Here is a 26,166-nt window from a genome sequence, read left to right as displayed (position 1 = left end):
TGGCTGTCATGCCCACCCCCGCGGATGTCGCCGAGCTCAGCTACGAGCAGGCGCGCGACGAGCTCGTGCAGGTCGTCGCCGAGCTCGAGCAGGGGTCGGCGACGCTCGAGCAGTCGCTCGCCCTCTGGGAACGCGGCGAGGCGCTCGCCGCCCGCTGCGAGGAGTGGCTCGTCGGCGCGAAGGCCCGCCTCGAGGCGGCCCGCGCGGGCTCCCGTCCGAGCGACGAGCAGGCCGGCTGATGGCCTCCTCCCGTCCGCCGCGGGTGGTCGCCGAGCTCGGCCGCCCCGAGACGCCCGAGGAGACGGCGGCCCGCAAGGCCGAGAACAGCCGCAAGCACCGTCAGCGCCAGACCGTGCTGAACCTCGTCCTCGCGCTCGGCGCGAGCCTCATCGTCGTCCTCGTGATCGTGCTCATCGTGCCGCGGAGCGACACGCCGATCGAGCGCGACGTCGATGTCGCGGGCACCGCGGAGCAGGCGCAGGCCTCGATGGGCGATCCGCTCGCGGTGCCCGAGCTGCCCGAAGGATGGCGCGCGAACGCCGCCGAGATCCGGCGCAGCGAGGTCGACGATGTGACCGCCTGGTACGTCGGCTACCTCACCCCGAGCGACGAGTACATCGGCCTCTCGCAGGCCGAGGGCGCGAACCCCACGTGGGTCGCCGGGCTCCTCGCCCGGACGCTCGCGACCGGCACCACGACGATCGACGGCGTCGACTGGACCGTCTACGACAACCGCGAATCCTCCGAAGACGTGGGCAACGCGCGGTACGGCCTCACCACCGAGGCGAACGGCACGACCTTCGTGCTGCTCGGCACCGCCACGCCCGACGAGTTCGAGATCCTCGCCGAGGCACTCACCCCCACGATCGCCGCGCAGGAGTAGCGCCGGCAGCGAGAGGAGCGCCCGTGAACGACGCGCAGCAGCGCACCGTGACCCCCGCCGAGGCTTGGAGGGAACTCCGCCTCGGCAACGATCGCTTCGTGTCGGGCAAGCCCTCGCACCCGCATCAGGACGTCGAGCGACGCACGGAGCTCGCCGTCGGGCAGACCCCCCGCGTCGCGATCTTCGGCTGCAGCGACTCTCGCCTGGCCGCCGAGATCATCTTCGACCTCGGCCTCGGCGACGCATTCGTCGTCCGCAACGCGGGCCAGGTGATGGGCGACTCGATCATCGGCTCGCTCGAGTACGCCGTCGGGGTGCTGGGCGTCCCGCTCATCCTCGTGCTCGGCCACGACGAGTGCGGCGCGGTCCGGGCCGCGATCGACTCGACGGCCGCTGACGCGGCGCCGCTTCCGCCCTACATCGCGGGACTCGTGGAGCGCATCGTCCCCGCCGTCCGACGGGTCACGGGCACCGAGGACGGCGCCCCGGTCGACACGTCGCACGTCGACGCGGGCTTCGTCGGCCGCGAGCACCTGCGCGACACCGTGCACGAGCTGCTCGAGCGCAGCGAGATGATCAGCGACGCGGTGGCAGCGGGTAGGCTGGCAGTCGTCGGCGCCAACTACCGGCTCGTCGAGGGCCGCGCCGAGACCGACGTCGTCGTCGGCCGCATCTGACGCTCAGCGTCCGCGCCGCGCGAACGGCCGAGGCATCCGGCAGCACGCCGAAGCCAAACGCAAGCGAAGGGAACACGCACGTGGTGGACAACGCCGCCGACTACCGCATCGAGCACGACACGATGGGCGAGGTGCGGGTGCCCGCGTCCGCCCTGTACCGGGCGCAGACCCAGCGCGCCGTCGAGAACTTCCCGATCTCGGGGCACGGCCTCGAGCCGGCGCAGATCGCCGCCCTCGCGCGCATCAAGAAGGCGGCGGCGCAGGCGAACGCCCGGCTCGGCGTGCTCGAGGCCGACCTGGCCCAGGCCATCGTCGAGGCGGCCGACGACGTCATCGCGGGCCGTCACGGCTTCGTCGAGCATTTCCCGGTCGACGTGTACCAGACCGGCTCCGGCACGAGCTCGAACATGAACATGAACGAGGTGCTCGCGACCCTCGCGACGCAGAAGCTCGGCCGCGACGTGCATCCCAACGACCACGTCAACGCGTCGCAGTCCTCGAACGACGTGTTCCCGACGTCGGTGCACATCGCCGTCACCGCTGCGCTCATCGACGAGCTCATCCCCGCGCTCGACCACCTCGCCGTCGCGCTCGAGGAGAAGGCTGCGGCCTGGGCCGATCTCGTGAAGTCGGGCCGCACGCACCTCATGGACGCGACGCCGGTCACCCTCGGGCAGGAGTTCGGCGGCTACGCACGCCAGATCCGCCTCGGCATCGAGCGGGTCCGCACCGCGCTGCCCCGCGTCGCCGAGGTGCCGCTCGGCGGCACGGCGGTGGGCACGGGCATCAACACCCCGGCCGGCTTCCCGCAGCTCGTGATCGAGCTGCTGCAGCAGGAGACCGAGCTGCCGATCGTGGAGGCCGCCGACCATTTCGAGGCGCAGGCCAACCGCGACGGCCTCGTGGACGCCTCCGGCGCCCTCCGCACCATCGCGGTGAGCCTCACGAAGATCTGCAACGACCTCCGCTGGATGGGCTCCGGCCCGAACACCGGCCTCGGCGAGCTCTTCATCCCCGACCTCCAGCCCGGCTCGTCGATCATGCCCGGCAAGGTGAACCCCGTCGTCCCCGAGGCCGTGCTCATGGTCGCGGCACGGGTCATCGGCAACGACGCCACCGTCGCGTGGGGCGGCGCGTCGGGCTCGTTCGAGCTCAACGTGCAGATCCCCGTCATGGGCACCGCGCTCCTGGAGTCCATCCGCCTGCTCGCGAACTCGGTCCGCGTGCTCGCCGACAAGACGGTTTCCGGGCTCGAGCCGAACCGCGAGCGCGTCGCGGCGCTCGCGGGCATGTCTCCGTCGATCGTGACCCCGCTGAACAAGCTCATCGGGTACGAGGCCGCCGCGAAGATCGCCAAGCACTCGGTCGCCAAGGGCATCACCGTGCGCGAGGCCGTGATCGACCTCGGCTACGTCGAGCGCGGCGAGCTCACCGAGGAGCAGCTCGACCAGGCGCTCGACCTGCTGTCGATGACGCGTCCGCCGCAGGCGAAGTAGGGCGTCGCCCGCACACGGATGCTCCGTGCCGCTGGTCGGCACGGAGCATCCGTCGTCTGCGCCGATGCCCGGCGTCGCTCAGCCCTGGGGCGCGATGTTGTGGTTCGAGCGGAACAGGTTCTCGGGATCGTACCGGCGCTTCACCTCGGCGAGCCGCTGCAGCGTCGCCTCGGGGTAGGCCGCCGCAGCCCCGTCGGGGTCGTCGTCGCCGATGAAGTTGACGTACGATCCGCCGGTCGCGACGCCCAGCCGGCCCGCCGTGGCGTCGACCCACTCGCGTCCGTCGGCGCCGTTCGGGTCGGGCTGCGACCCGACGACCGTGACCATGAGCCCGCGGTCGCGGTGCGCGAACGCGGTGGCGTCGGCATCGACCCGGCCGATGGCGCCGCCCATCACCCGCACGTTGACGATCGCGCCCGGCGTGGCCGCCGTGCCGATCGCGTCGAGCGCGGCGGCGGCCCAGGCCGGGTCGAGCTCGTCGCGGAACCCGGTGCGGATGCTCGCGCGCAGCCCGGACGGTGCCGGCGGTCCCGCGAAGAGCTCGGGGTACGCCTGCGGGCGCACGAGGTCGGCGATCGGGGTGCCTGCCGCGCGCAACGGTGCGAGGACGGCATCGGCGTCCTCGGGCGCGCCCGAGAAGCAGACGAGCGCCGCGACGATCGGGCGGCCGTGCACCTCGACGGGCAGGAACGGCGCGGGCGGCGCCAGCATGGCGTTCACCATGACGGAGAGGGTGTCGGGCGCCTCCTGACCGGCCCGCACGAGCGCCGCAAGGACGTCGGGCGACGACTCGAACGCGAGGAACCCGCCGACGATGGTCGCCGTGGGGTGCAGCCGGAACTCGAGGGCGGTCACGACTCCGAAGTTTCCGCCTCCGCCCCGCAGCGCCCAGAACAGGTCGTCGTGCTCGTCGGCACTCGCGCGCACCACGCGGCCGTCGGCGAGGACCAGCTCGGCGGCGAGCAGGTTGTCGATCGCGAGCCCGTCGCGTCGGCTGAGGTGGCCGATGCCGCCGCCGAGCGTGAGCCCCGCGACGCCGACGCTGCCCGTGTCGCCGAACCCGGTCGCGAGCCCGAACGCGCCCGCCGCCGTGGTGTAGGCACCGGCCAGCACGCCGCCGCCGGCGCGGCCGATCCGGGCGTCGGGGTCGAGGTCGATGCCGTCGAGGAGCCGGGTGTCGAGGACGAGTCCGCCGGCGACGCTCGATCGGCGGTGGTACGCGTGGCCTCCGCCGCGGACGGCGAACGGGATGGCGCCCTCGGCGGCGAGTCGCACGACCTCGGCGGTCTCGGCTGCGTTGCGAGGCCGGGCGATGACCTCGGGTGTCCGGTCGTCGCCGGTGAACGTGGTCGCGGCGAGCGGTGCGAACTCCTCGTGCGCCGCGGTGATCAGGCGATCCCCGAGCACGGCGGGGAGGCGGTCGGTGAGGGGTGATGCGGCGATGTCGGAGCGGGTCATCCGTCTGGGTCCTTTCCGGAGCGATCTCTGGTGGTGTCGATAACGTTAGACATCAAACGATTTGATATCAAATGTTTTTGCATCGAATGGCCTAGACTTCCGGCTATGAAGACCCGAGGCGTCCGACCGATCGGCATGGCCCTGTGGGATGCCACGCAGGTCGTGCACCGCGAGTTCGAGCGCATCCTCGCCGACCACGGCGGGAACCGCGCGACGTGGTTCATCTTCCTCGCGCTCGACGGGGCCGACCACCCCACCCAGCGAGAGCTGGCGCGCGCGGTCGGCATCAGCGACGCGACCCTCACCCATCACCTGCGCAACCTCGAGGATCGCGGCCTCGTGGAGCGCACGCGCGACCCCGACGACCGTCGGGTGCAGTGCATCGAGTTCACGGCGGAGGGCCGCGCCGCCTTCACCCGCATGCGCGATGACGCGGTCGCCTTCGACCGGCGTCTGCGCGCCGAGCTCGGCGCCGACGCCACCGCGGCGCTCATCGACGCCCTCGAGGTGCTGACGACCTCGATCGGCGACGCCGGCACCACGCCGCCGCCGCCCATCGGGTGACGCGCGCGCCCCGACGAGCGAGCATCGCCGTCGCCGCCGCCGGGCGCAGGGTGCCCCGCCGCCCGACCGCGGATCCCGACGCCGTCAGTTCAGACGGCGGAACCGGTGCTGCTTCACGCGCTCCCCCACGACACGCCACGGGTGCGGCTGCGCAGCCTCGAGCTCGAGCGCGAGCTCGGGCTCGACGTCGAAGTACTCGTACACCGAGCCCGACTCGAACTGCACGGTGAGCACCCGGCGCTCGGGATCGTAGGACGCCCCGTCGAGCGCGTCGGAGCGGATCGGCGGAACCCTCGCCATCAGCCCGTCACGCCAGCTCCGCCCCGTCGAGCATCTCGCTCACGAGCGCGGCGATCGCCGACCGCTCGCTGCGCGTGAGCGTCACGTGCGCGAACAGCGGGTGGCCCTTCAATGTCTCGATCACCGACGCGACGCCGTCGTGCCGGCCGACGCGGAGGTTGTCGCGCTGCGCGACGTCGTGGGTCAGCACGACGCGGGAGTTCTGCCCGATCCGGCTCAGCACCGTGAGCAGCACGTTCCGTTCGAGCGACTGCGCCTCGTCGACGATCACGAACGCGTCGTGCAGCGACCGGCCGCGGATGTGGGTGAGCGGCAGCACCTCGAGGATGCCCCGGTCGACGACCTCGTCGAGCACGTTGTCGGAGACGACCGAGCCCAGCGTGTCGAAGACGGCTTGCGCCCAGGGGTTCATCTTCTCCACCTGGTCGCCCGGCAGGTAGCCGAGCTCCTGGCCGCCCACGGCGTACAGCGGACGGAAGACCATGATCTTCTTGTGCTGCTGGCGTTCGAGCACGGCTTCGAGGCCGGCGCAGAGCGCGAGGGCCGACTTGCCGGTGCCGGCGCGGCCGCCGAGCGAGAGGATGCCGATCTCGGGGTCGAGCAGGAGGTCGATCGCGAGTCGCTGCTCCGCCGACCGGCCGTGCACTCCGAAGACCTCGCGGTCGCCGCGGACGAGGCGGACGGCGCCGTCGTCACCCGTGACGCGGGCCAGGGCGGAGCCGCGGTCGGAATGCAGCACGAGCCCGGTGTTGACCGGCATCCCGACGGCTTCGCGGACGACGAGCGATTCGTGCTCGTAGAGCTTCGCCATGTCGTTGGAGCCGAGGGTGGCCTCGGCCATCCCCGTCCACCCGGAGTCGACGGCGAGCTCGGCGCGGTACTCCTGGGCGTCGATGCCGATCGCGGCGGCCTTGACGCGCAGCGGCAGGTCTTTGGAGACCACGGTGACGGCGACCCCGTCGTTGGCGAGGTTGGCGGCGCACGCGAGGATCCTGGAGTCGTTGTCGCCGAGTTGCAGCCCGCTCGGCAGCACCGACGGGCTCGAGTGGTTGAGCTCGACCCGCAGCGAGCCGCCGTCGCCGACCGGGATCGGGAAGTCCAGCCGCTCGTGCTCGATCCGCAGCTCGTCGAGGATCCGCAGCGACTGCCTGGCGAAGTACCCGATCTCCGGGTCGTTCCGCTTGGCCTCCAGCTCGGTGATGACGACCACGGGCAGCACGACGGCGTGCTCGGCGAACCGGAATAGCGCCCGGGGATCGCTCAGCAGCACCGACGTGTCGAGCACATAGGTCCGCTCGGCCTGCGCCGCCGCGTGTGAGGACGCGACCCGCGAGCGCGCCTGCGCGCCCGTCTGCCGACCGTCGGACTGGGAAGTTGCACCTGTTGCCACGACCGCTCCCGCCCCGAGCGCTTCCGCTCGGCTCTTCGCGCCGGCCGGCGATCCTCCCACGAGCGGTTCACGAGCCGACTCGATCGGGCGACTTGCCCGATGTGCCGACGGTACGTCCGCGGGGGCGAATCCGTGGCAGCGACACGCGGGGCGTCATGGCTCGTTCACGAAGCGGCACCGAGCGGCGGGATGCCTCGTCGGAGGCATCCGATCGCATCGGCGCGACCGCCTCGGTCAGCGGCGCCGGCGGATCCTGCCGACGGCGTCAGTAGGTGGCGGCGGTCGCGTACGAGACGAACGCGGCGCGGAGCATGTCGAGGGTCTCGGGGCTCGTCGCCGCGTGCACGCTGAGGCGCACGGAGCCGAGCCGCGTCGTCGCGGTGACGCCGTGGTTGTGCAGCGACGCGGTGAGCAGCGTGACCTGTTCGACGGGCGGCGAGAGCACGACGATGCCGGCGCGCTCCTGCTCGTCGCGCGAACTCGAGACGGGGATCGCGAACTCGTCGGCGAGCTCGATGACGAGGCTCACCCGTTCGGCGATGGCGCGGCTGATCTCGGCGACGCCGACGCGGTCGATCTCCTCGAGGGCCGTGGCGAACCTGGCCTCGGCGATCGGGTCGGGGTTGGAGACGCGGTAGGCGGAGGCGCCGTCGGCGGGCGGCGGGACGTAGCCCCACGGCTCGGACTCCTCGGTGCCCGTGAATCCGGAGAACACGGGCGTGAGCCGGTCGAGGGCGCGTTCGGACAGGGCGAGCACGCCGGTACCCCACCCGGCGCGGCACCACTTCTGACCGCCGGTGGTGATGATGTCGGCGGCCTCCCACGGCGCGTCGACGACGCCGAAGCCCTGGATGGCGTCCACGATGAGCAGCCGGTCGCCGATGACCTGACGGATGCCCTCGAGATCGCACAGGTAGCCCGTACGCGAGTCGACGAGGCTCACCGCCACGGCGGCCACGTTCTGCTCGAGCTGGTCGCGGATGCCGGCCGGCGTGACCTTGCCGTGGTCGGTCTCGAGCCAGGCCGGCTGCACGACGTGCAGCGCCTCCTGGGCACGGACCGCGGCGATGGGCAGGCTCGGGAACTCGTCGGGCGAGAGCAGCACCGTGCCCGTGAGCCCGAACATGGCGTGCATGAGGCCCTGCGTCGCGTTCGGCTGGAACACGATCTGCTCGGCGGGGAACCGGGTCACCGCCGCCGCCGCGGCGCGCACCCGGGCGTCCTGCTCCCCGAACGCGTCCATGCTGCCGTGCCTCGCGCGCTCGAGCACGAGCCCGAACGCGGTCGTCTCCTCGACGACCGCGCGCGACAGCGGGCCGACCCGGCCGTAGTCGAGGTATCCGGGTTCTTCGCCGAACCCGGCCTGAAAGTCTTCGATGGTCACCTGAGAGTGCCCCCTTCTCCGAGGCATATCTTGGCAGACACGAGCGACGGGATGTCACCCGCCGAAGCGGCGGTGCCGCTTCGAGTAGTCGCGGATCGCCCGCAGGAAGTCGACGCGCCGGAGGTCGGGTCCGAGGGCCTCCACGAAGTAGAACTCGCTGTGGGCGGCCTGCCAGAGCATGAAGTCGCTGAGGCGCTGCTCGCCGGAGGTGCGGATGACGAGGTCGGGATCGGGCTGACCGCCCGTGTAGAGGTGCTCGCCGATGAGCTCGGGGGTGAGGCGCTCAGCGAGATCCTCGAGGCTGCGTCCCTCCGCGTGATGGGCGGCCACGATGGCGCGCATCGCATCGGTGATCTCGGTGCGCCCGCCGTAGCCGACGGCGAGGTTGACGTGCAGCCCTCGCTTGTCGGCCGTGCGCTGCTCGGCGGCGTCGAGCGCCGCGACGAGCGGTCCGGGGAGCCCCTGATCGCTGCCGACGTGCTGCACCCGCCAGTCTCGGTAGTGGCTGAGCTCCTCGGCGAGCTCGGCGATGATCTCGATGAGGTCGGTGAGCTCGGCCGACTCCCGGTTCGACAGATTGTCGCTCGAGAGCAGGTAGAGCGTGACGACCTGGATGCCGAGGTCGTCGCACCACTCGAGGAACTCCCGCACCTTCGCGGCGCCGGCCCGGTGCCCGTGGGCGGCCGAGTCGTAGCCGAGCTGCCTCGCCCATCGACGATTGCCGTCGATGATCATCGCCACGTGCCGCGGAATCGCGGCGGCGTCGCCGAGGTCGTTGCGGAGCCGGCGTTCGTAGAGCCGGTAGAGGATGCCGCGACCTCGGGACCGATCGCTGTTCTGCACGGCACTACGCTACCTCCGCCTCACAGCATGCCGTGACCGCCTGCGCTTACGCTTTCCCCATGGCTTCCACCGACCGCCGCCGCCGCCCCGAAGACGTCGCCGAGCACCTCGGGCATCCGGTGTCCGAGCTCGATGCCGGCGACGCCGCGGTCGCCCGCGACGACCGGGGCGGCCCCGACCTGCCGAACATCCCGCTGCTCGACGCCTCGGTCGCCGATCCGGCGGAGCTGAAGCCGACGTGGCGCGGCTGGATCCATGCCGGGACGTTCCCGGTGACCATCGCCGCGGGCATCGTGCTGATCGTGCTCGCGCACGGCGCGCCGGCCAAGTGGGCGTCTGCAGTGTTCATGCTCACGTCGATGCTGCTCTTCGGCAACTCGGCCCTGTACCACCGGTTCGACTGGCGGCCGCGGACCAAGGTGATCCTGAAGCGGATCGATCACGCCAACATCTTCCTGCTCATCGCGGGCACGTACACCCCGCTCGCGATCCTGGCCCTCCCGCCCGACAAGGGCTGGCTGCTGCTCGGCGTCGTCTGGGGCGGGGCCCTCCTCGGCATCGGGTTCCGGGTGTTCTGGATCACGGCGCCGAGGTGGCTGTACGTGCCGATCTATCTGCTCCTCGGCTGGGCCGCCGTCATGTACCTGGGCGACCTCCTCGCGGCGAGCGTCGCGATGATGGTGCTCGTGATCGTCGGCGGCGTGCTCTACACGATCGGCGCCGTCGTGTACGGCGTGAAGAAGCCGAACCCGTGGCCCGGCCACTTCGGCTTCCACGAGATCTTCCACGTCTGCACCGTGCTGGCCTTCATGTGCCACTGGACGGCCACCCTGCTGATCGCGCTCGACCCCGCGTACCACGTGGGGTGAAGCCCGGCCGGGTGGAGCGTCAGCCCTTCGGGCGGTCGTCTCCCCCGTCGACCGACTCGCCGTCGGCGTCGCCGGCCTGCTCGGCCTCCGCAGCCTGGCGTTCGGCCTCGAGCTGCTCGCGCACCTCGGCCCGGTAGTTGACCCGTCGGATCCGCCGCACCATGTCGAGCACCAGCAGCAGCACGGCGATCATCACGAGGATGGTCAGGACGAAGCCGATCACCCCGGGCGTGACGTCGTTCGGGTCGAACTCGTCCTCGGTGGAGGCGGTCACGATCCAGAGGGCGAGCTGGTGCACGAGGGGCGGTTCCTTCGCTGGGAGAGAGCCTTCCCGAGCCGGGTTAGGCTGGGGGAAAGCCTAGTCGATCCGATCCGGAGGGAGCCGGGAGTGAGCCTCGCGCCCGATGCGATCGCCGAGCGCTACGGCCGCACCCCGAGTCGCCGTCGCCGCGATCGGTGGATGCTCCTCATCGGCGGGGTCGTCTTCGCGGTCATCCTCGTCGCATGGGTCGTCTGGGCCGGGCTCGACGGCCAGAAGCCGACGGTGGAGGTCGCGGGCACCGGCCACACCCTGATGAACGACGAGCGTGCGGTCGAGGTGAGCTGGCGTCTCTCGGTCCCGGCCGGCAACGACACCGCCTGCGTCGTGCAAGCGCTCAACGAGGACTTCACCGTGGTCGGCTGGAAGGTCGTCGAGATCCCCGCCTCCGACCGGTACACGCGCAGTTTCACCGAGACCGTGCGGGTCGCTCAGGAGGCGAACACGGGTTTGGTCGAGCACTGCTGGCTCACGTAGAATAGGAGCTTCGCCTCGGTGGTCACCGGGGCGACACGTCTATTCGGACACGTCTGACCACAGGAGTGTGCACCATGGCGCAGGAAGCCACCGTCACCTGGCTCACCCAGGAGGCCTACGATCGACTGGCCGCCGAGCTCGAGCAGCTGTCGACGACCGGCCGCGAGGAGATCGCCAAGCGCATCGAGGCCGCTCGCGAGGAGGGCGACCTCAAGGAGAACGGCGGGTACCACGCCGCGAAGGACGAGCAGGGCAAGCAGGAGGCCCGCATCCGCCAGCTCACCGAGCTGCTCCGCACCGCGCAGGTCGGCGAGGCGCCCGCGTCGAAGGGCATCGTCGAGTCCGGCACCGTCATCACCGCCGTCATCGCGGGCGACGAGGAGACCTTCCTCATCGGCAGCCGCGAGATCGCCGGCGACTCCGAGCTCGACGTGTTCAGCGAGCAGTCGCCCCTCGGCGCCGCGATCCTGGGCCTGAAGGTCGGCGAGCAGGCGACGTACACCGCGCCCAACGGGCGCGAGATCGCGGTCGAGATCGTCAAGGTCGAGACCTGGGGCGGCCAGTAGCAGTCCGCCGGGGCGCCCACCCCATCGAGATCGGCGGGCGCCCGGCCGGGCTTCGCCGCCCCTACTTCGTGCGCACGACGGGCTCGTAGCCCGCGCGGCGGAGCACCTCGACGACCTCGGCGCGATGATCGGGCCCGCGGGTCTCGACCGAGACCTCGAGTTCGACCTCGGAGATCTGCAGCCCCGAGCCGTGCCTGGTGTGCAGCACTTCCACCACGTTCGCGTTCGCGCCCGCCAGCAGTTCGGCGATGCGCGCGAGCTGCCCCGGCCGGTCGGGCATGCCGATGGAGAGCGTCAGATACCGGTCGGATGCCGCGAGCCCGTGCGCGATGACGCGCTGCATGAGCAGCGGGTCGATGTTGCCGCCCGAGAGCAGCGCCACCACGGGGCCCTCGGAGACCACCTTGCCGGTCATGAGGGCGGCGACCGAGACCGCGCCGGCCGGCTCGACGACGAGTTTGGCCCGTTCGAGCAGCACCAGCAGCGCCCGCGCGATGTCGTCTTCCGTGACGGTGACGACGTCGTCGACCGCCTCGCGGATGATCTCGAAGTTCAGCTCGCCGGGCCGGTAGACCGCGATGCCGTCGGCGATCGTCGGCACGACGGGCACCTCGCGCGGCAGGCCCGCCGCGATCGACGCGACGTAGGGCGCGGCGTTCTCCGCCTGCACGCCCACGACACGGATGCGCCGGCCCTGTTCGGCCGCGCGCTGCTTGACGGCGCTCGCGATGCCGGCCGCGAGTCCCCCGCCGCCGATCGGCACGACGACGGTCGCGGCATCCGGTGCCTGCTCGAGGATCTCGAGCCCGAGCGTTCCCTGCCCCGCGATCACGTCGTGGTGATCGAACGGCGGGATGATGACCGCGCCCGTCTCCTCGGCGAATGCGGCCGCGGCCGTGAGGGTCTCGCCGACCGAGTCGCCGCTGAGCACGACCTCGGCACCGTACGCACGCGTGGCGTCGAGCTTCGGCAGCGTCACCCCGACCGGCATGAAGATCGTCGCCCGGATGCCGAGCTCTCGAGCGGCGAACGCGACGCCCTGCGCGTGGTTGCCCGCGGAGGCCGCCACGACGCCTCGCGCCCGCTCCTCGTCGCTCAGCGCCGAGATGCGGTTGTACGCCCCGCGGAGCTTGTACGAGCCGGTCCGCTGCAGGTTCTCGCATTTCAGGAAGACCTGCACCCCGAGCTCGCCGGCGAGGAACCGGGAGGACTCCATCGGGGTGCGGCGTGCGACCGCCGCCACAGTCTGGGCCGCCTGCTCGAACTCGGCGAGCGTCGGCCCCGCGTACCCCTGTGTCACGTGCGTGCGTCTCCTCGTCCGAAGGCCGGCGGTTTCTGTGGCACCGTCCGCCAGAGCGGCGAGCGGACCTCGATCGCGCCCGGGGGCGCCTCGGCTTTCCACACGCCGCTCGCGACGTACACGATCATGACGTTGAGCACGGCCGCCACCGGCACCGCGAACAGCGCGCCGGGGATGCCCGCGAGCAGGGAACCGGTCGCGACCGCGAGCACCACGCCGAGCGGGTGGACCTTGACGGCCGTGCCCATGATGAGCGGCTGCAGTACATGGCCCTCGACCTGCTGCACCAGCAGCACGATGGCGAGCATGATGACGGCCGGCCAGAGCCCGCTGTAGACGAGCGCGACGAAAACCGCGAGCGCGCCGGTGGCCACGGCGCCGACGATCGGGATGAACGAGCCGAGGAACACGAGGATCGCGATCGGCACGGCGAGCGGCAGGCCGAGGAGGAAGGCGCCGAGCCCGATGCCGATCGCGTCGATCGTGGCGACGAGGATCTGCACCTTCACGAAGTTCTGCAGGGTCGTCCAGCCGGCGATCCCTGCGCCGTCGACGGCGGCGCGGGCACGCCGCGGGAAGATGCCGACGAGCCAGTTCCAGATGCCCCGCCCGTCGATGAGGATGAACAGGGTTGCGAAGAGCGTGAGCAGCAGCCCGGCCAGGAAGTGCCCGAGCGACGAGCCGACCGAGAGGGCTCCGCTCAAGAGCACCCCCGTGTCCTCCTGGATGGCCGTCACCACCTGGGCGACGGCGTCGTTCAGCTGCGCCTCGGTGATGTGGAAGGGGCCTTCGAGCAGCCACTCCCGGAAGTCCTCCCACGCGACGAGCGACTGCGCAGCCAACTCGTCGGAGCCCCGGACGATCTGCGTGATGCCGAGGGTGAGCAGTCCCCCGACGACCGCGAGGGCCGAGAGCATCGCCACGGTCACGGCGAGCCACTTCGGCCAGCGATGCCGTTGGAGGAACTGCGAGAACGGCACGAGCAGGGCGCCGAGGAGGACGGCGACGAGCACCGGGATGACGATGAGCCGGAGCTGGATGATGAGGAAGACCACCACCGCCAGCACGCCGCCCACGAGGAGCAGGCGCCACGACCAGGCGGCGGCGAGCCGCATGCCGTAGGGCACCGCCTCGGCCACGTCGGTGCGGACGACGGGCGCCACGGTGCCCGCGGCCTCACCCGAGGGCGTCTCACGCCCGCGACGCCTCACGAACCTGGCCCGAGCCCGCCCCTTCGAGTCCGTCATCGCTCCAGTCTAGGGCGGGTGGATTCCGTCGCCGGCATGCGGTGTCGGGAGCCCGCGCTACGCTCGGGACACCATGGACGAGCATGCCCGCGCCGAGCGCATCAGCCCCGCCCTCGCCCGACGGATCGCACTCGCGGCGCAGGGATTCGGACGGCCTCAGGTCGGCACGACCCCCGGCACGCGGCAGGTCGCGGGCATCGTCGACCGGCTGGGGCTGCTCCAGATCGACTCCGTGAACGTCTTCGAGCGCAGCCACTACCTCCCGGCGTTCAGCCGCCTCGGCGGCTACGACCGCGAGCTGCTCGACCGCATGGCCAATGGGCGCCGCGGGCGCCTCATGGAGTACTGGGCGCACCAGGCCGCCTACATCCCGCGCGACCTGTGGCCGCTCTTCGCCTTCCGCCGCGACGAGTACCGGCGCAAGGGCAGTGACTGGGGCGGCTGGGTCGCCGAGAACCGTCAGCTCGCGACCTGGCTCATCGCCGAGCTCGGCGAGAAGGGCCCGATGCGGGCGAGCGAGATCGAGCACGACGCCAACGAGCGCCGCGGGCCCTGGTGGGGCTGGTCCGACGTGAAGCGCACGCTCGAGTGGATGTTCCGCACCGGCGAGGTGGTCTGCGTCGAGCGGCGCAGGTTCGAACGGGTCTACGCGCTGCCCGAGCAGGCGCTGCCCGCCGAGGTGCTCGACCTCGAGGTGCTCGCCGCCGACGCGCTCCGCGAGCTCGTCGCCCGCGCGGCCTCCGCGCTCGGCATCGCGACCGAGGCCGATCTCGCCGACTACTGGCGCACCACGCGCGCCCAGGTGAAGCCCGCCATCGCCGACCTGGTGGACGCCGGCGTCCTGCAGCCGGTCACCGTGCCGGGCTGGCAGACCGGCAACCGCCCTGCTCCGGCGTGGGTGCACCGCGATGCGCGGCGTCCCCGGCGCATCGACGCCGCGGCGCTCCTTTCGCCATTCGACCCCGTCGTCTGGTTCCGGCCCCGCACCGAGCGCCTGTTCGACTTCCACTACCGCATCGAGATCTACACCCCCGAGCCCGAACGGAAGTTCGGCTACTACTCGCTTCCGCTCCTCATCGACGACGACGTCGTCGGCCGGGTCGACCTGAAGAGCGACCGCAAGGCCGGGGTGCTGCGCGTCCAGTCGGCCTGGGCTGAACCGACCGCGCCCGCCGAGACCGCCGCGCGGCTCGCGCCCATGCTGCGGGCGGCCGCCCAGTGGCAGGGGCTCGACGACGTCGTGCTCGCGGGGCGGGGCGACCTCTCCCCCGCACTCGCCGCCGAGCTCGGGGCATCCGTCGGGTCGCCCGCTTAGAAGCCGCCGCCCATCTCCTGCAGCCGCTTCACGCGATCGGGGATCGGCGGGTGCGTGGCGAACAGCCGGTCGATGACGCCCGGCTTCAGCGGGTCGGCGATCCAGAGGTGCGCCATCGAGGTGTTCTGCCGCTTCATCGGGCGGCCGTAGGCCTCGAGCTTCAGCAGCGCCCGGGCGAGCGCGTCAGGATGCCTCGTGGTCATCGCGCCCGTGGCATCGGCGAGGTACTCGCGCTGGCGCGACACCGCGAGCTGCACGAGCGAGGCGACCAGCGGCGCCACGAGCATCGCGACGATGCCGAAGACGAGCACGATCGGGTTGGCGTTGTTGTTGCGGTTGCCGCCGAAGAACGCCATGCGCACCAGCAGGTCGGAGATGAAACCGATGGCGACGACCAGCCCGAAGACGATCATCGAGAGCCGGATGTCGTAGTTCCGCACGTGGCCGAGCTCATGGGCCATGACCCCCTCGAGCTCCGCGTCGTCCATGATCTCGAGGAGCCCGGTCGTGGCGGCCACGATCGCGTGCTCGGGGTCGCGTCCGGTGGCGAACGCGTTCGGCGCCGGGTCCGAGATGACGTACACCTTCGGCATCGGCGTGCCCGTCGCGATCGACAGATTCTCGACGGTGCGCCAGAGCCGGGGATGCTCCGCCTTCGACCGGATCTCGATCGCCCCCGACATCGCGATGGCCTGCTTGTCGGCCGTGAAGTACTGGATGAGGGCGTAGCCGATCGCGACGACGAAGGTCACGATGACGATCGTGAGATCACCGTAGATCGCTGCGGCGAGCCAGCCCAGGCCGCCGATGATGGCGAGGAACAGCAGGATCGTGAAGACGGTGTTGCGCTTGTTCTTGGCGATCGCGCGGTACATCGGGTGCGGTCAGCGCTCCGGCGTCAGAACTGCACGCGGGGCGGCTCGGCGATCGCCGCCGCCTCGGTGACCTCGAAGAAGTCGCGCTCGTGGAAGCCGAGGCCGCGCACGAACAGCGTGTTCGGGAAGACCTTGATCTTCGTGTTCAGCTCGCGGACGCCGCCGTTGTAGAACCGGCGCGACGCCTGGATCTTGTCTTCCGTGTCGACGATCTCGGCCTGCAGCTGGAGGAAGTTCTGGCTCGCCTGCAGCTGCGGGTACGCCTCGGCGACGGCGAAGATCGACTTCAGCGCCTGCTGCATGTGGTTCTCGGCTGCGGATGCCTCGGCCGGGCCCTGCGCCTGCAGCGTCTCGGCACGCGCCTGGGTGACGTTCTCGAACACCGACTTCTCGTGCGCCGCGTAGCCCTTCACCGTCTCGATGAGGTTCGGGATGAGGTCGGCGCGGCGCTTCAGCTGCACCGTGATGTCGCTCCACGCCTCGTCGACGCGGACGTTCAGCGTGACCAGGGAGTTGTAGGTCGCCCACAGATAGATGCCGACGATCACCACCAGCGCGACGACGATGAGGACGGGGATGAGCCATTCCATGGCCGGGCTCCTTGCACGCGATGGGGGTGATTCGGACGGTCTTCTCATCCTACCGAGGGCGTCCGCGTGCCCCCGGGTTTCCCATGGGACTGGCAGGAAGCGTGCGGCCCGGAATCAGGGCCGGTCAGCCGCCGAGCACGCGTTCCACGTACGCGTTGCCGAACCGCCGTTCGGGGTCGAGCTCGTCGCGGACCGCCAGGAAGTCGTCGAAGCGCGGGTAGCGCTCGGCGAGCGCTTCGGCGCCCAGCGAGTGCATCTTCCCCCAGTGCGGGCGACCGCCGTGGGCGAGCATGATCTCCTCGACCGCCCCGAAGTACTCGGCGGGATCCTCGCGGAAGTAGCGGTGCACGGCGATGTACCCCGACTCGCGGCCGTAGGCGGTCGACAACCAGTTCTCGTCGGGTGCGGCCGCCCGCACCTCGATCGGGAAGCTGATCCGCCAGCCGCGCCGTTCGATCAGGTCGCAGACCTCGCGGAACGCGGCCGGCACCGCATCCAGCGGCACTGAGTACTCCATCTCCCGGAACCGGACGGACCGGTTCGTCGTGAACACCGCGGGCGAGAAGTCGGTGAACTCGCGGTCCCCCGTCAGCTTGTCGACCTGCCTCGCGAAGAACGGGGTGACGCCCGGCGCGGTGCGCCCGAGCGCGCAGATCGCGCGGTAGGCGCCGTTGGCGACCAGCTCGTCGTCGACCCACCGCGAGATGCGGCCGAGCGGGTCGCGGGGCGCGTCCCCGGGCAACCTCGTGTTCGTCTTCGTGAGGGCGGTGTCGGTGTGCGGGAACCAGTAGAACTCGAAGTGGTCGGCGCTTCGGACCCGCCGCTCCCAATCGTCGAGGACGGCGTCCAGCGGCTCGGGCTGCTCGACGGCGTGGAGGACGAAGCGCGGGACGAGCTGCAGTGTGACGTCGACCAGGACGCCGAGCGCGCCGAGACCGAGCCGGACGGCGGGCAGCAGTTCGGGGCGGCTCGTCTCGCTCACCTCCAGCACCTCGCCCGACCCCGTGACGAGCCGGGCGGCGACCACCTGCGTGGCGAGGCCCCCGAACCCGAGCCCCGTGCCATGGGTGCCGGTCGAGATCGCACCGGCGATCGTCTGCCGGTCGATATCGCCCATGTTCGCCATCGCGAGGCCGTACGGGGCGAGCAGCTTCGGCAGCTGATGCAGTCGCGTCCCCGCGGCGAGCCGCACGCGGCCGGCGCCTTCGTCGACGTCGAGCACCCCGGTGAGCTCGCCGAGATCGAGCTGGACGTCGGGCGCCACGGCGATGCCGGTGAAGCTGTGACCCGCGCCGACCGGCTTGACCCGCAACCCGGATGCCGCGGCGGCGGAGACCGCGCGCTGCACCGCCTCGACGGTCGCCGGCCGCTCCACCCGGTGCGGACGCACCTGCTCGCTCCGGCCCCAGTTGCGCCACAGTGCTCCGCTCGCCGTCACAGGAACGTCTTCCCCTCTCCCCGGTAGGTCGGGAGCTCGTCGATGATCTCGCCGTCGTCGACGAGCTGGAAGGCGTCGAGGTGCTCCGAGAGCTCGCCCGACTTGGTGTGACGGAACCACACCCGGTCGCCCACCCGCATCGACCGGGCGGCGTCGCCCGTCAGCGGCGTCTGCACCTCGCCCGCCGCCTCCCGCGCCACGTACTCGAGCCCCTCGGGCCAGACGGGCTTCGGCAGCCGGTCGTGCGCCGGCGGGCCGGAGGCGATCCAGCCGCCGCCGAGCACCGTCGCGTGGTCGGGCCCGGGCCGCCGCACGACGTCGAGGCCGAAGGCCGCAGCCGGTGCGGGCGTGAAGTGCGCATAGCCGTCGAAGAGATGCCCGCCGAAGATGCCCGACCCGGCGGCGATCTCGGTGACCGAGGCATCCGCCGCGGTGGACTCGAGCGAACCGGTGCCGCCGCCGTTCACGAACTCGAGGTCGGCGTGCCGTCTCACGGCCTCGACGGCGAGCGCACGACGCTCGGCGAGCTCGGGCATCGAACGCGACTGCATCCACCGGTTCACGGCGCCCTCGACCGGGCGCCCCTCGGGACGGTTCACGACACCGGCGATCTGGGCCTCGTACGCCATCACCCCGACGAGGCGGAACCCGGGCCGCTCCGCGATGTAGGCGGCCAGCGCGCCGGCGTCGGCCGGCGCATGCACGGGCGACCGGCGCACGCCGAGATGCCCGAGCACCGGCGCCTTCCACGAGGCGTCGAGCTCGAGGCAGACGCGCACCTCTTCGCGGCGGCCGGGGGGAAGGACGGCATCGACGAGGTCGAGCTGCGCAGGCGAGTCGACCATGATCGCGATCCGCGAGGCGAGGTCGGGGTCGGTGCCGAGCCGGCGGAGGCTCTCGCGCTCGGCCGTCGGATATCCGACGACGAGGTCGTCGACGCTGGACGCCAGCCAGATCGCCTCGGCGAGCGTGTACGCGAGGACGCCGTGGTACGCCGGCAGCCGGAGCAGTGCCTCGATCACCGCGCGCACGCGGATCGACTTCGAGGCGACCCGGATCGGCCGGCCGTGCGCGCGGCGCGCCATATCGGCCGCGTTGTGCCGCAGTGCGCCGAGGTGCAGCACGCCCACCGGCGCGTCGAGGCCGCATGTCGCGCGCGTCAGCTCGGGCCAGTAGGCCGCCGGGTCGGACCAGGTCGCCGGGCGCGAGGCATCCGCCTGCGACGCACCGGACGGTGAGGCGAGGTCGAGGGTCATCGCACGCTCCTGACTCGGGAGACCGCGATCGCGCCGGCGACGGCGCAGGCGCCGCTCAGCACGAACACGAGGGTGAACGAACCGGTCCACACGACGGCGAGCGCGCCGATGAGCGGTCCGACGGCCTGGGGCACCGCCGTGGCGATGTTCATGATGCCGAGATCCTTGCCGCGGGCCGCCGGGTCGGGCAGCACCTGCGTCGCGAGCGCCTGATCGACCGACAGGAAGCACCCGTAGCCGAGGCCGAGCAGGCCGGCGGCGATCATCGCGGTCGTGAGATCGGGCACCAGCGCGAGCAGCAGCGCGGCCGCCCCCTGCAGCACGGATGCTACGAACACGAAAGCCTTGCGGCGCCCGAGCCGGTCGGAGAGTCGGCCGAACACCAGTGAGGCGATGATCACGAACACCATGTAGACGAGCGTCAGCACGAGCAGGTCGTCTTCGGCGTTCGGGTCGCGCAACCCGAACATGAGGAAGTACAGCAGCAGGCTCGTGCCGAGCGCGTTCCCGATCGACACGAGCACGCGGCTCGTGAGCGTCCAGCCGAAGTCGGGATACGCCCGCGGGCTGATCCACAGGGAGGCGAGGATGCCACGTGCTGTGACCCGTCGGCGCTCTCCGCCCGCGAGCGGCCGGTCGGGCACGCGCAGGAACGGCAGCACGAGGAGGAGGAGCGCGCCGGCGAGCACGGCATAGCCCGCCTCGGCGCCGGTGATGAGCATCGTCACGATCACGAGTCCGACGATGATGCCGACGGACTGCGGGGCCGACATCCAGCCGGAGACGAATCCGCGCTGATCGACCGGCACCTGATCGGAGATCGTCGCCGTGAGCGCGGCGGTCGCAACGCAGAACCCGATCGTGGCCGCGACCCAGGCCGCACCGATCGCCCACAGCTCGGTCTGGAAGCCGAGCACCACGAGCGACGCGGCGAACACCAGCGCGCCGAGTGCGATCCACGGCCGGCGCCGGCCGAACCGCGACGCGGTGCGATCGGAGAGCGCACCGGTCACCGGGTACGCCACGATCGTGAACACCGCCGCGACCCCCGAGACGACCCCGAACGCCAGCACGCTGTCGGTCCACTGCTCCGGGCGCAGCACCGCGTCGATCTGCGCCGGCAGGAGCAGCTGCACGGGCGTGAGCTGCGCCATCCAGATGCCGAGCCACGCCGAGGCGAAGGCGGCGATCCAGCCCGCGCCGACCCGGCGCGTGGGCTCGTCGAAGGCCCCGCCGGCCGGAGCGGTCGCGGCGTCGAGGTCGGTCATGGGGCATCCGCCATTCTCGAGAGGGCGTCGGCGGCCGCAGCGGCGACGCGGCGCGCCGCCTCGTCGTCGCGGTCGACGAGCCAGGTGATCGTGAGGCCGTCGGTGAACGCGACGAGCACCCGCGCCACCTGGTCGACGGGGACCCGCCAGGTGGCACCGGAGTGCGCGGCGGCGCGTTCCAGGGCGTCGACCGCGAGATCGGTGTACCTGGCGTACTGCGCCAGGGCGAGCGGATGCCGCTCAGGGTCGCGCAACGCGTACTGGGTGAGCTCCAGCATGGCCTGCTCGTGCGCGGGGTCGGACCGGAGATGCGCGAGGTAGCGCTCGATGCCGGTCTGGAGGAGCTCGCGGAGCGACACTCCGGGCAGCAGTTCGGGCACCACCGCCTGCTGCTCACGCGCGACGACGGTGCGGATGAGCTCGTCGATGAGCTCGTCGCGGGAGTCGAACGCGTAGTGGAAGCTCGCGAGGCTCATCCCGGCCTCGGCGACGATGCGCCGGGTCGTGGCGCGCGCGATGCCCTCCCGTGAGACCACGCGGAGCGCGGCCTCGACGAGGGCCTCACGACGCTCGGGAGCCGGGATACGCGTCATCTCGCTCCTTCCGACCCCGTCGCCGCACGAAGTGGGACATTCGTCCCAGTCGCACCAGTATGCACGAAGGTCGCTACCCTCGCATCATGCGTCTCGGAGTCCTCGACGTCGGCTCGAACACCGTCCACCTGCTCGTCGTCGACGCGCACCCCGGCGCGCGCCCCATCCCGGCGGCCTCGCACAAGGCGGTGCTGCGGCTCATGCGCTACCTCGAGCCCGACGGGTCGATCAGCGAGGCCGGTGTGGAGAGCATCGTCGACGCGATCCGCACGGCGGTCGAGGCCGCTCGCGCCGACGGCATCGAAGACCTGCTGCCGTTCGCGACCTCGGCGATCAGAGAGGCGGCGAACGGCGAAGCCGTGCTGGCCGAGATCGCCCGCGCGACCGGCGTCGAACTGCAGGTGCTCTCGGGCGAGGACGAGGCCCGGCTCACCTTCCTCGCCGTCCGCCGCTGGTTCGGCTGGTCCGCCGACCGGATCCTCCTCTTCGACATCGGCGGCGGCTCGCTCGAGATCGCGCAGGGACTCGACGAAGATCCCGAGGTGGCGCTGTCGGTTCCCCTGGGTGCCGGGCGCTCGACCGTCGAGTTCCTGCCCGACGACCCGCCGACGGAGGAGCAGGTCGCGCGGTTGCGACGCCATGCCCGGGAGGTGCTCGCGGAGGTCGTCTCCGACTTCCCGATGAAGCCGCGTGCCGACCACATCGTCGGCTCGTCCAAGACGATCCGCTCGCTCGCGCGACTGGCCGGGACGACGAGCGACGGCCCGGGCGCCGCCGAGCGAGCGGTGCTCTCGCTCAAGGAGCTCGACGACTGGACGCCGCGGCTCGCCCGCATCCCCGCGGAGGCGCGCCCCGCCCTGCCGGGCATCACGACCGATCGCACGTTCCAGATCGTCGCGGGCGCCGTCGTGCTGAGCGAGGCGATGCGGGCGTTCCGCGTCTCCGAGCTCGAGGTCTCGCCCTGGGCCCTCCGTGAGGGGCTCATCCTGCGCCGGCTCGACCATCTGCGCTGACGGCGCGGCGCGACCAGGTGCTCCCGCTGGGATTCGAACCCAGACTGAAGCGAGTTTAAGTCGCCTGCCTCTGCCGTTGGGCTACGGGAGCCGCTTCGGTCGCCGTGCCGCGCAGACCGTGCCGCACGGCCCGGAGAACCGGAAACGCGGTGACGCCCGAGGGCACCACCGCGTTCCAGACTACTGAGCGGGCGCTACTTCGCCGCGACGGCCTCGGCCTTCGCGCCGTCGGCGGACTTCGCCTCGACAGCGGCGGCGGTCTTCGCATCGGCCTTCGCGGACGAGGCGGGCACCGACGGGGCCGGAGCCTCGGCGGCCGGCGGCTTCGGGCGTGCGGCGAACGCCTCGAACGCGGCACGCGGGTGCTGCGTGGCCGACAGGGAGACGATGTCGCGGCCGAGCCAGAAGTTGTTCCACCAGCCCCAGAACACGCGGAACTTGCGCTCCCAGCTCGGCATGGCGAGGCCGTGGTAGCCGCGGTGGGCGAACCACGCGAGCAGGCCCTTGATGGCGAGCTTGCCCGACTGGAACACGCCCGAGCCGAGGCCCAGGCCGGCGACCGCGCCGAGGTTCTTGTGGAAGTACTCCTTGGGCTCCTCGCCGCGGAGCACGGCGACGATGTTCTTCGCGAGCAGCTTGCCCTGGCGGACCGCGTGCTGCGCGTTCGGCACGCAGTACCCGCCGACGCCGCCGCCGGTGAGGTCGGGCACCGCGGCGATGTCGCCGGCCGCCCAGGCGTCGGCGACGAAGTCGTCGTCATCGCCCACGCGGAGGTCGGCGCGGGTCTTGATGCGGCCGCGCTCCTCGACCGGGAGGTCGCTGGTGCGCACGATCGCCGGGTTGGCCATGACGCCGGCGGTCCACACGATGAGGCCGGAGTCGAAGCTCTCGCCGGTCGACAGCTCGATGCGGCCGTCGACGGCGCTCGTGAGCTGCGTGTCGAGGTGGATCTCGGCGCCGCGCTGGGCGAGGTGCTTGATGACCCAGTGGCTCGTGGGCAGCGAGACCTCGGGCATGATGCGGCCCATCGCCTCGATGAGGTGGAAGTGCGTCTCGTCGAAGGTGAGCTGCGGGTAGTACTTCAGCAGCGCGCTCGCGAACGATCGGAGCTCGGCGAACACCTCGATGCCGGCGAAGCCGCCGCCGACGACCACGAAGGTCAGCAGCCGCTCGCGCTCGGGCCCGGGCGGCAGCGCCGCGGCCTTGTCGAAGTTCGTGAGGACGCGGTCGCGCACGGCGACGGCCTCCTCGATGGTCTTCAGGCCGATCGCCTGGTCGGCGATGCCGGGGATCGGGAAGGTGCGCGAGACCGCACCGCCCGTGACCACGACGACGTCGTACGCGAACTCCCACGGCTCGCCCACCTCGGGCGTGATCGTGGCGGTCTTCGACGCGTGGTCGATGCGGGTGACCTTCGCGGTGATGACGTTGGTCTTCTTCAGGTGCCGGCGCTGCGCGACCACCGCGTGGCGGGGCTCGATCGACCCGGCCGCGACCTCGGGGAGGAACGGCTGGTAGGTCATGTAGGGCAGCGGATCGACGACCGTGACCTCGGCTTCGCCGGGGCGAAGCCACTTCTCGAGTTTCCACGCCGTGTAGAACCCCGCGTAGCCACCGCCGACGATCAGAATCTTGGGCACGGTGAATGGACTCCTTGAACTCTCAGGTATGCGATCACTGCTCGCGACTGCGTGCAGTCCGCTTGGTGTGCCGAGTGGCGCCGATGCCCAACAGCGCTGCTAGCGTACCAAATCCGGCGACCAGCGAGAGCGGCACCGTGATGTAGGCCAGGGTCCACGGCGTCGGCAGCAGCGTCTTCGCACTGTCGGAGCCGGGCAGGACGGGGTCGGCGATGGGGGTGATGGTCTCGGGCGCCTGCGGGGTCTGCGTCGCCTCGCCCGCCGCGCGCCGGTGCAGCCGGATCCAGTCCGCCAGCTGGTCGGCGGGATTCTGGTCGACCGCGGCGACCTCGGCCGTGAGCGCGGCGACGGGGTCGATGAGCCCGTACCCGTAGAGGGGGCTCGGCACGGTGTCGCCCTTCGGCTGCGCCGTCTTGATGATGCGGTTGATGACGTTCCCCGCGTCGAGGTCGGGGAACTCCGCCCGCACGAGCGCCACCAGCCCGGAGACGAGCGGTGCCGCGCCGCTCGTGCCGTCCCAGATGGAGTAGCTGCCGTCGGGCAGCACACCGACGAGGTCTTCGCTCGGCGCGGCGACGGAGATCGTGATGCCCTGCGAGCTCGCGTCGAAGCTCGCGTTCTGCTCGCGGTCGACGCCCGCGACGGTGAGCACGCCGGGGATCGTGGCGGGCGCGCCGACCTCGCTCGTGCCGCTGCCGCGATTGCCGGCCGCGGCGACGACCACGACGTCGTTCTCGAACGCGTGCATGAACGCCGCGTCCCAGCTCTCGGGCCAGTCGCGCGTGTTCCGCGTCAGTGACATGTTGATGACATCCGCCCCGTGGTCGACCGCCCAGACCACCGCCTCGGCGATCTGGTCGTCGTTCGACTTCGCCGCGCCCGTCTCGGTGCCGAAGGCGACCGAGGCGGACAGCAGGGATGCCTCGGGCGCGACGCCGATCACGCCGTTGCCCTCCCCCGTGCCGCGGCCCGCCAGCAGCGAGGCCACCATCGTGCCGTGCTCGTCGTCGGAGCCCACCGGCGTCTGACCGTCGGCCGAGCCGATGCCGGAGACATCCGTGCCGTCGACGACGACGCCGCGGAGCTCGGCGACGTTGCCGTTCACCCCCGTGTCGATGACGGCGACCTTCACCCCGCTGCCGCGAGAGGTGGTCCAGGCGTTGGTGAAGCCGTACTCGGAGAGCCAGTACTCGTGGTCGCGGACGAGGTCGGCGTGGGCGGGGGCCGCTCCGACGCCGAGGAGCGCGACCGTCGCAGCGACGGTCGCGAGGGTGCCGAGCAGGCGGCGCCGGGTCACGCCGACGGCTCCTCGTCACCCAGCCCGTAGTCGGGGCACTGGCACACGTCGGGGCTCCACGTGGAGCGGGCGAGCGCGAGGTCGCCGATGGGGTTCGCGCCGGGCCCCGCCGCGAGCGCGTGCGCGGCGACCGCATGCAGGCACTTCACCCGGGTCGGCATGCCGCCGGCCGAGACGCCGGCGATCTCGGCGACCTCGCCGTAGTGCGCACGGTCGGCGAGGTAGTCGTCGTGCGCGCGGGCGTACGCCGCCGCGATCTCGGGGTCGGCGGCGAGCAGCTCGTTGCACTCGACCATCAGCTGGCCCGCCTCGAGCGAGCTCATCGCCGCCGTCGCCACCGGGTGGCTCAGGTAGTAGAACGTCGGGAACGGGGTGCCGTCGGCCAGCCGCGGTTTGGTGGAGACGACCGTCGGGGCGCCGCACACGCACCGGGCGGCGATGCCGACCACGTCGCGGGCGGGGCGGCCGAGCTGGGCCGACACGATGCGGATGTCGCGCTCGGCGACGGGCTCGAACGGCGGCCGGGTCATCCGCCCGCTCCTGCCGCGTCGGGCGCGAGGCCCGCCGTCATCACGGAGGTGAGCAGGGTGCGCATCCAGTCGCCCTTCCGCTCGGTGACCTCGGCCGAGACGGGCGCGCCGGTCTCCGCCTTCGCGGCCTCGGTGCGATCGTCGATCACGAGGTAGCTGACCTCCCCCGGCAGCACGTACGAGAGGCGCTCGCGCGCCTGGGTGATGATGAAGGTCTCGTCGTTCCAGCGTTCGCGCTGCTCGCGCAGCTCCTGCACCTCGGCCTCCTGGGCGGAGACCTCGGCGCGCAGCTCGGCGATGTGCCGGCGCTGCTCGGCGAAGGCGGCGATGGTGGGCGCGAGGACGACGACGGCGAGGACGATGACGCCCATCATGATGACCGAGAAGCCCGAGAGCCGGATGCCACTCAGCCAGCCCGATCGCACCGCGCCGACGGCCGGCCCATGAGGCGCCTTCGCCGGGGCGGCCTCGCGGCGGGGCGGCTTCGCCGGCTCGGACTCGGCGCGCCGGGCGCCGGTCGCCTTCCGGCCGGGTCGCGAGGGGTCGGACGGGCGCCGGGGTGCTGCACTCATCTCGCC

At 71.8% G+C, this 26,166-nt stretch carries 28 protein-coding genes and 1 tRNA gene; 10 read left to right on the top strand and 19 right to left on the bottom strand.

The features are described from left to right. The first annotated feature begins 8 nt into the window (after positions 1 to 8). From ABIQ69_RS05875 to ABIQ69_RS05860, 4 genes are all read left to right on the top strand, one after another. Positions 9 to 239, top strand: a complete 231-nt coding sequence (locus ABIQ69_RS05875) for an exodeoxyribonuclease VII small subunit (RefSeq protein WP_350349444.1) — start codon at positions 9 to 11, stop codon at positions 237 to 239. Continuing rightward, positions 239 to 883, top strand: coding sequence for a DUF4245 domain-containing protein (locus ABIQ69_RS05870; protein WP_350349443.1), 645 nt, complete (start codon positions 239 to 241; stop codon positions 881 to 883). The genes ABIQ69_RS05875 and ABIQ69_RS05870 overlap by 1 nt, the downstream gene beginning before the upstream one ends. A gap of 23 nt (positions 884 to 906) precedes the next feature. Continuing rightward, positions 907 to 1,560, top strand: coding sequence for a carbonic anhydrase (locus ABIQ69_RS05865; protein ID WP_350349442.1), 654 nt, complete (start codon positions 907 to 909; stop codon positions 1,558 to 1,560). An 80-nt stretch (positions 1,561 to 1,640) separates the two neighbouring features. Continuing rightward, positions 1,641 to 3,056 carry a class II fumarate hydratase gene (locus ABIQ69_RS05860; protein WP_350349441.1) on the top strand — a complete coding sequence of 472 codons (1,416 nt, stop codon included), beginning with the start codon at positions 1,641 to 1,643 and terminating at the stop codon, positions 3,054 to 3,056. Positions 3,057 to 3,134: 78 nt separating this feature from the next. Here the strand turns inward: ABIQ69_RS05860 and ABIQ69_RS05855 are convergent, their stop codons facing one another. After that, a complete protein-coding gene (locus ABIQ69_RS05855) occupies positions 3,135 to 4,514 on the bottom strand; it encodes an FAD-binding oxidoreductase (RefSeq protein ID WP_350349440.1) in 1,380 nt (459 codons plus the stop codon). Positions 4,515 to 4,619: 105 nt separating this feature from the next. Between ABIQ69_RS05855 and ABIQ69_RS05850 the strand changes: the two genes are divergently transcribed. Then, entirely contained in the window at positions 4,620 to 5,078 is a 459-nt protein-coding gene (locus tag ABIQ69_RS05850; protein ID WP_350349439.1) for a MarR family winged helix-turn-helix transcriptional regulator, read from the top strand. A gap of 84 nt (positions 5,079 to 5,162) precedes the next feature. On the opposite strand, the gene ABIQ69_RS05845 is transcribed toward ABIQ69_RS05850, so the two are convergent. The 4 genes from ABIQ69_RS05845 to ABIQ69_RS05830 all read right to left on the bottom strand — a co-directional run bounded on the left by ABIQ69_RS05845 (position 5,163) and on the right by ABIQ69_RS05830 (position 8,995). Further along, positions 5,163 to 5,378 (bottom strand): KTSC domain-containing protein, encoded by a 216-nt coding sequence (locus tag ABIQ69_RS05845; protein ID WP_350349438.1) that lies wholly within the window; start codon positions 5,376 to 5,378, stop codon positions 5,163 to 5,165. 7 nt (positions 5,379 to 5,385) lie between these two features. Next, positions 5,386 to 6,768, bottom strand: a complete 1,383-nt coding sequence (locus tag ABIQ69_RS05840) for a PhoH family protein (RefSeq protein WP_350349437.1) — start codon at positions 6,766 to 6,768, stop codon at positions 5,386 to 5,388. A gap of 265 nt (positions 6,769 to 7,033) precedes the next feature. Continuing rightward, positions 7,034 to 8,152 (bottom strand): aminotransferase class V-fold PLP-dependent enzyme, encoded by a 1,119-nt coding sequence (locus ABIQ69_RS05835; protein WP_350349436.1) that lies wholly within the window; start codon positions 8,150 to 8,152, stop codon positions 7,034 to 7,036. 54 nt (positions 8,153 to 8,206) lie between these two features. Then, positions 8,207 to 8,995, bottom strand: a complete 789-nt coding sequence (locus ABIQ69_RS05830; RefSeq protein ID WP_350349435.1) for an isoprenyl transferase — start codon at positions 8,993 to 8,995, stop codon at positions 8,207 to 8,209. A 179-nt stretch (positions 8,996 to 9,174) separates the two neighbouring features. Here ABIQ69_RS05830 and ABIQ69_RS05825 point away from each other — a divergent pair, with 179 nt between their 5' ends. Beyond that, entirely contained in the window at positions 9,175 to 9,864 is a 690-nt protein-coding gene (locus tag ABIQ69_RS05825; protein WP_350349967.1) for a hemolysin III family protein, read from the top strand. A gap of 19 nt (positions 9,865 to 9,883) precedes the next feature. On the opposite strand, the gene ABIQ69_RS05820 is transcribed toward ABIQ69_RS05825, so the two are convergent. Next, positions 9,884 to 10,162 carry a hypothetical protein gene (locus tag ABIQ69_RS05820; protein WP_350349434.1) on the bottom strand — a complete coding sequence of 93 codons (279 nt, stop codon included), beginning with the start codon at positions 10,160 to 10,162 and terminating at the stop codon, positions 9,884 to 9,886. 90 nt (positions 10,163 to 10,252) lie between these two features. On the opposite strand from ABIQ69_RS05820, the gene ABIQ69_RS05815 reads away from it, so the two are divergent. Together ABIQ69_RS05815 and greA are read left to right on the top strand one after the other, a co-directional pair. Next, positions 10,253 to 10,660, top strand: coding sequence for a DUF4307 domain-containing protein (locus ABIQ69_RS05815; protein ID WP_350349433.1), 408 nt, complete (start codon positions 10,253 to 10,255; stop codon positions 10,658 to 10,660). Positions 10,661 to 10,734: 74 nt separating this feature from the next. Continuing rightward, positions 10,735 to 11,226, top strand: coding sequence for a transcription elongation factor GreA (gene greA, locus ABIQ69_RS05810; RefSeq protein ID WP_350349432.1), 492 nt, complete (start codon positions 10,735 to 10,737; stop codon positions 11,224 to 11,226). 61 nt (positions 11,227 to 11,287) lie between these two features. On the opposite strand, the gene ilvA is transcribed toward greA, so the two are convergent. Next, positions 11,288 to 12,526, bottom strand: coding sequence for a threonine ammonia-lyase (ilvA, locus tag ABIQ69_RS05805; protein WP_350349431.1), 1,239 nt, complete (start codon positions 12,524 to 12,526; stop codon positions 11,288 to 11,290). Continuing rightward, complete coding sequence (locus ABIQ69_RS05800; protein ID WP_350349430.1) at positions 12,523 to 13,773, bottom strand: AI-2E family transporter; 1,251 nt, start codon at positions 13,771 to 13,773, stop codon at positions 12,523 to 12,525. Before ABIQ69_RS05800 ends, ilvA begins: the two co-directional genes overlap by 4 nt. A 73-nt stretch (positions 13,774 to 13,846) precedes the next feature. Between ABIQ69_RS05800 and ABIQ69_RS05795 the strand changes: the two genes are divergently transcribed. After that, positions 13,847 to 15,088: a crosslink repair DNA glycosylase YcaQ family protein gene (locus ABIQ69_RS05795; protein WP_350349429.1), complete on the top strand. Its 1,242-nt coding sequence runs from the start codon at positions 13,847 to 13,849 to the stop codon at positions 15,086 to 15,088. On the opposite strand, the gene ABIQ69_RS05790 is transcribed toward ABIQ69_RS05795, so the two are convergent. The 6 genes from ABIQ69_RS05790 to ABIQ69_RS05765 all read right to left on the bottom strand — a co-directional run bounded on the left by ABIQ69_RS05790 (position 15,085) and on the right by ABIQ69_RS05765 (position 21,108). Beyond that, positions 15,085 to 15,963 (bottom strand): M48 family metalloprotease, encoded by an 879-nt coding sequence (locus tag ABIQ69_RS05790; RefSeq protein WP_350349428.1) that lies wholly within the window; start codon positions 15,961 to 15,963, stop codon positions 15,085 to 15,087. The genes ABIQ69_RS05795 and ABIQ69_RS05790 overlap by 4 nt on opposite strands. 23 nt (positions 15,964 to 15,986) lie before the next feature. Then, positions 15,987 to 16,553, bottom strand: coding sequence for a LemA family protein (locus tag ABIQ69_RS05785; protein ID WP_350349427.1), 567 nt, complete (start codon positions 16,551 to 16,553; stop codon positions 15,987 to 15,989). Between the two features lie 124 nt (positions 16,554 to 16,677). Continuing rightward, positions 16,678 to 17,991 carry a D-arabinono-1,4-lactone oxidase gene (locus ABIQ69_RS05780; RefSeq protein ID WP_350349426.1) on the bottom strand — a complete coding sequence of 438 codons (1,314 nt, stop codon included), beginning with the start codon at positions 17,989 to 17,991 and terminating at the stop codon, positions 16,678 to 16,680. Further along, positions 17,988 to 19,247 carry an amino acid deaminase/aldolase gene (locus ABIQ69_RS05775; protein ID WP_350349425.1) on the bottom strand — a complete coding sequence of 420 codons (1,260 nt, stop codon included), beginning with the start codon at positions 19,245 to 19,247 and terminating at the stop codon, positions 17,988 to 17,990. Before ABIQ69_RS05775 ends, ABIQ69_RS05780 begins: the two co-directional genes overlap by 4 nt. After that, positions 19,244 to 20,515 carry an MFS transporter gene (locus tag ABIQ69_RS05770; protein WP_350349424.1) on the bottom strand — a complete coding sequence of 424 codons (1,272 nt, stop codon included), beginning with the start codon at positions 20,513 to 20,515 and terminating at the stop codon, positions 19,244 to 19,246. The genes ABIQ69_RS05775 and ABIQ69_RS05770 overlap by 4 nt, the downstream gene beginning before the upstream one ends. Then, on the bottom strand, positions 20,512 to 21,108 hold the full coding sequence (locus tag ABIQ69_RS05765; RefSeq protein ID WP_350349423.1) for a TetR family transcriptional regulator: 597 nt from the start codon (positions 21,106 to 21,108) through the stop codon (positions 20,512 to 20,514). Before ABIQ69_RS05765 ends, ABIQ69_RS05770 begins: the two co-directional genes overlap by 4 nt. An 86-nt stretch (positions 21,109 to 21,194) precedes the next feature. On the opposite strand from ABIQ69_RS05765, the gene ABIQ69_RS05760 reads away from it, so the two are divergent. Next, positions 21,195 to 22,121, top strand: a complete 927-nt coding sequence (locus tag ABIQ69_RS05760; RefSeq protein ID WP_350349422.1) for a Ppx/GppA phosphatase family protein — start codon at positions 21,195 to 21,197, stop codon at positions 22,119 to 22,121. Positions 22,122 to 22,139: 18 nt separating this feature from the next. Here the strand turns inward: ABIQ69_RS05760 and ABIQ69_RS05755 are convergent. The 5 genes from ABIQ69_RS05755 to ABIQ69_RS05735 all read right to left on the bottom strand — a co-directional run bounded on the left by ABIQ69_RS05755 (position 22,140) and on the right by ABIQ69_RS05735 (position 26,160). Next, a tRNA-Leu gene (locus ABIQ69_RS05755) sits at positions 22,140 to 22,212 on the bottom strand. A 103-nt stretch (positions 22,213 to 22,315) separates the two neighbouring features. Beyond that, positions 22,316 to 23,761 (bottom strand): NAD(P)/FAD-dependent oxidoreductase, encoded by a 1,446-nt coding sequence (locus tag ABIQ69_RS05750; RefSeq protein ID WP_350349421.1) that lies wholly within the window; start codon positions 23,759 to 23,761, stop codon positions 22,316 to 22,318. A gap of 34 nt (positions 23,762 to 23,795) precedes the next feature. After that, positions 23,796 to 25,058, bottom strand: coding sequence for a S8 family serine peptidase (locus ABIQ69_RS05745; RefSeq protein ID WP_350349420.1), 1,263 nt, complete (start codon positions 25,056 to 25,058; stop codon positions 23,796 to 23,798). Further along, positions 25,055 to 25,588 carry a DUF501 domain-containing protein gene (locus ABIQ69_RS05740; RefSeq protein ID WP_350349419.1) on the bottom strand — a complete coding sequence of 178 codons (534 nt, stop codon included), beginning with the start codon at positions 25,586 to 25,588 and terminating at the stop codon, positions 25,055 to 25,057. Before ABIQ69_RS05740 ends, ABIQ69_RS05745 begins: the two co-directional genes overlap by 4 nt. Then, entirely contained in the window at positions 25,585 to 26,160 is a 576-nt protein-coding gene (locus ABIQ69_RS05735; RefSeq protein ID WP_350349418.1) for a septum formation initiator family protein, read from the bottom strand. The genes ABIQ69_RS05740 and ABIQ69_RS05735 overlap by 4 nt, the downstream gene beginning before the upstream one ends. Positions 26,161 to 26,166: the final 6 nt, after the last annotated feature.

The organism is Agromyces sp. G08B096, from assembly GCF_040267705.1.
Taxonomy (GTDB): Bacteria; Actinomycetota; Actinomycetes; order Actinomycetales; family Microbacteriaceae; genus Agromyces.
Note: the sequence above shows the minus strand (reverse complement) of the source record. Positions and strands in the feature narration are given on the sequence as shown.

Bases quoted from the DNA above. Each gene is read 5' to 3' on its own strand.
- ABIQ69_RS05770 (WP_350349424.1), bottom strand. From the start codon at position 20,515: ATGACCGACCTCGACGCCGCGACCGCTCCGGCCGGCGGGGCCTTCGAC.
- ABIQ69_RS05870 (WP_350349443.1), top strand. From the start codon at position 239: ATGGCCTCCTCCCGTCCGCCGCGGGTGGTCGCCGAGCTCGGCCGCCCC.
- ABIQ69_RS05845 (WP_350349438.1), bottom strand. From the start codon at position 5,378: ATGGCGAGGGTTCCGCCGATCCGCTCCGACGCGCTCGACGGGGCGTCC.
- ABIQ69_RS05800 (WP_350349430.1), bottom strand. From the start codon at position 13,773: ATGACGGACTCGAAGGGGCGGGCTCGGGCCAGGTTCGTGAGGCGTCGC.
- ABIQ69_RS05735 (WP_350349418.1), bottom strand. From the start codon at position 26,160: ATGAGTGCAGCACCCCGGCGCCCGTCCGACCCCTCGCGACCCGGCCGG.
- ABIQ69_RS05790 (WP_350349428.1), bottom strand. From the start codon at position 15,963: ATGTACCGCGCGATCGCCAAGAACAAGCGCAACACCGTCTTCACGATC.
- ABIQ69_RS05795 (WP_350349429.1), top strand. From the start codon at position 13,847: ATGGACGAGCATGCCCGCGCCGAGCGCATCAGCCCCGCCCTCGCCCGA.
- ABIQ69_RS05775 (WP_350349425.1), bottom strand. From the start codon at position 19,247: ATGACCCTCGACCTCGCCTCACCGTCCGGTGCGTCGCAGGCGGATGCC.
- greA (WP_350349432.1), top strand. From the start codon at position 10,735: ATGGCGCAGGAAGCCACCGTCACCTGGCTCACCCAGGAGGCCTACGAT.
- ABIQ69_RS05875 (WP_350349444.1), top strand. From the start codon at position 9: ATGCCCACCCCCGCGGATGTCGCCGAGCTCAGCTACGAGCAGGCGCGC.
- ABIQ69_RS05740 (WP_350349419.1), bottom strand. From the start codon at position 25,588: ATGACCCGGCCGCCGTTCGAGCCCGTCGCCGAGCGCGACATCCGCATC.
- ABIQ69_RS05855 (WP_350349440.1), bottom strand. From the start codon at position 4,514: ATGACCCGCTCCGACATCGCCGCATCACCCCTCACCGACCGCCTCCCC.
- ABIQ69_RS05760 (WP_350349422.1), top strand. From the start codon at position 21,195: ATGCGTCTCGGAGTCCTCGACGTCGGCTCGAACACCGTCCACCTGCTC.
- ABIQ69_RS05785 (WP_350349427.1), bottom strand. From the start codon at position 16,553: ATGGAATGGCTCATCCCCGTCCTCATCGTCGTCGCGCTGGTGGTGATC.
- ABIQ69_RS05765 (WP_350349423.1), bottom strand. From the start codon at position 21,108: ATGACGCGTATCCCGGCTCCCGAGCGTCGTGAGGCCCTCGTCGAGGCC.
- ABIQ69_RS05850 (WP_350349439.1), top strand. From the start codon at position 4,620: ATGAAGACCCGAGGCGTCCGACCGATCGGCATGGCCCTGTGGGATGCC.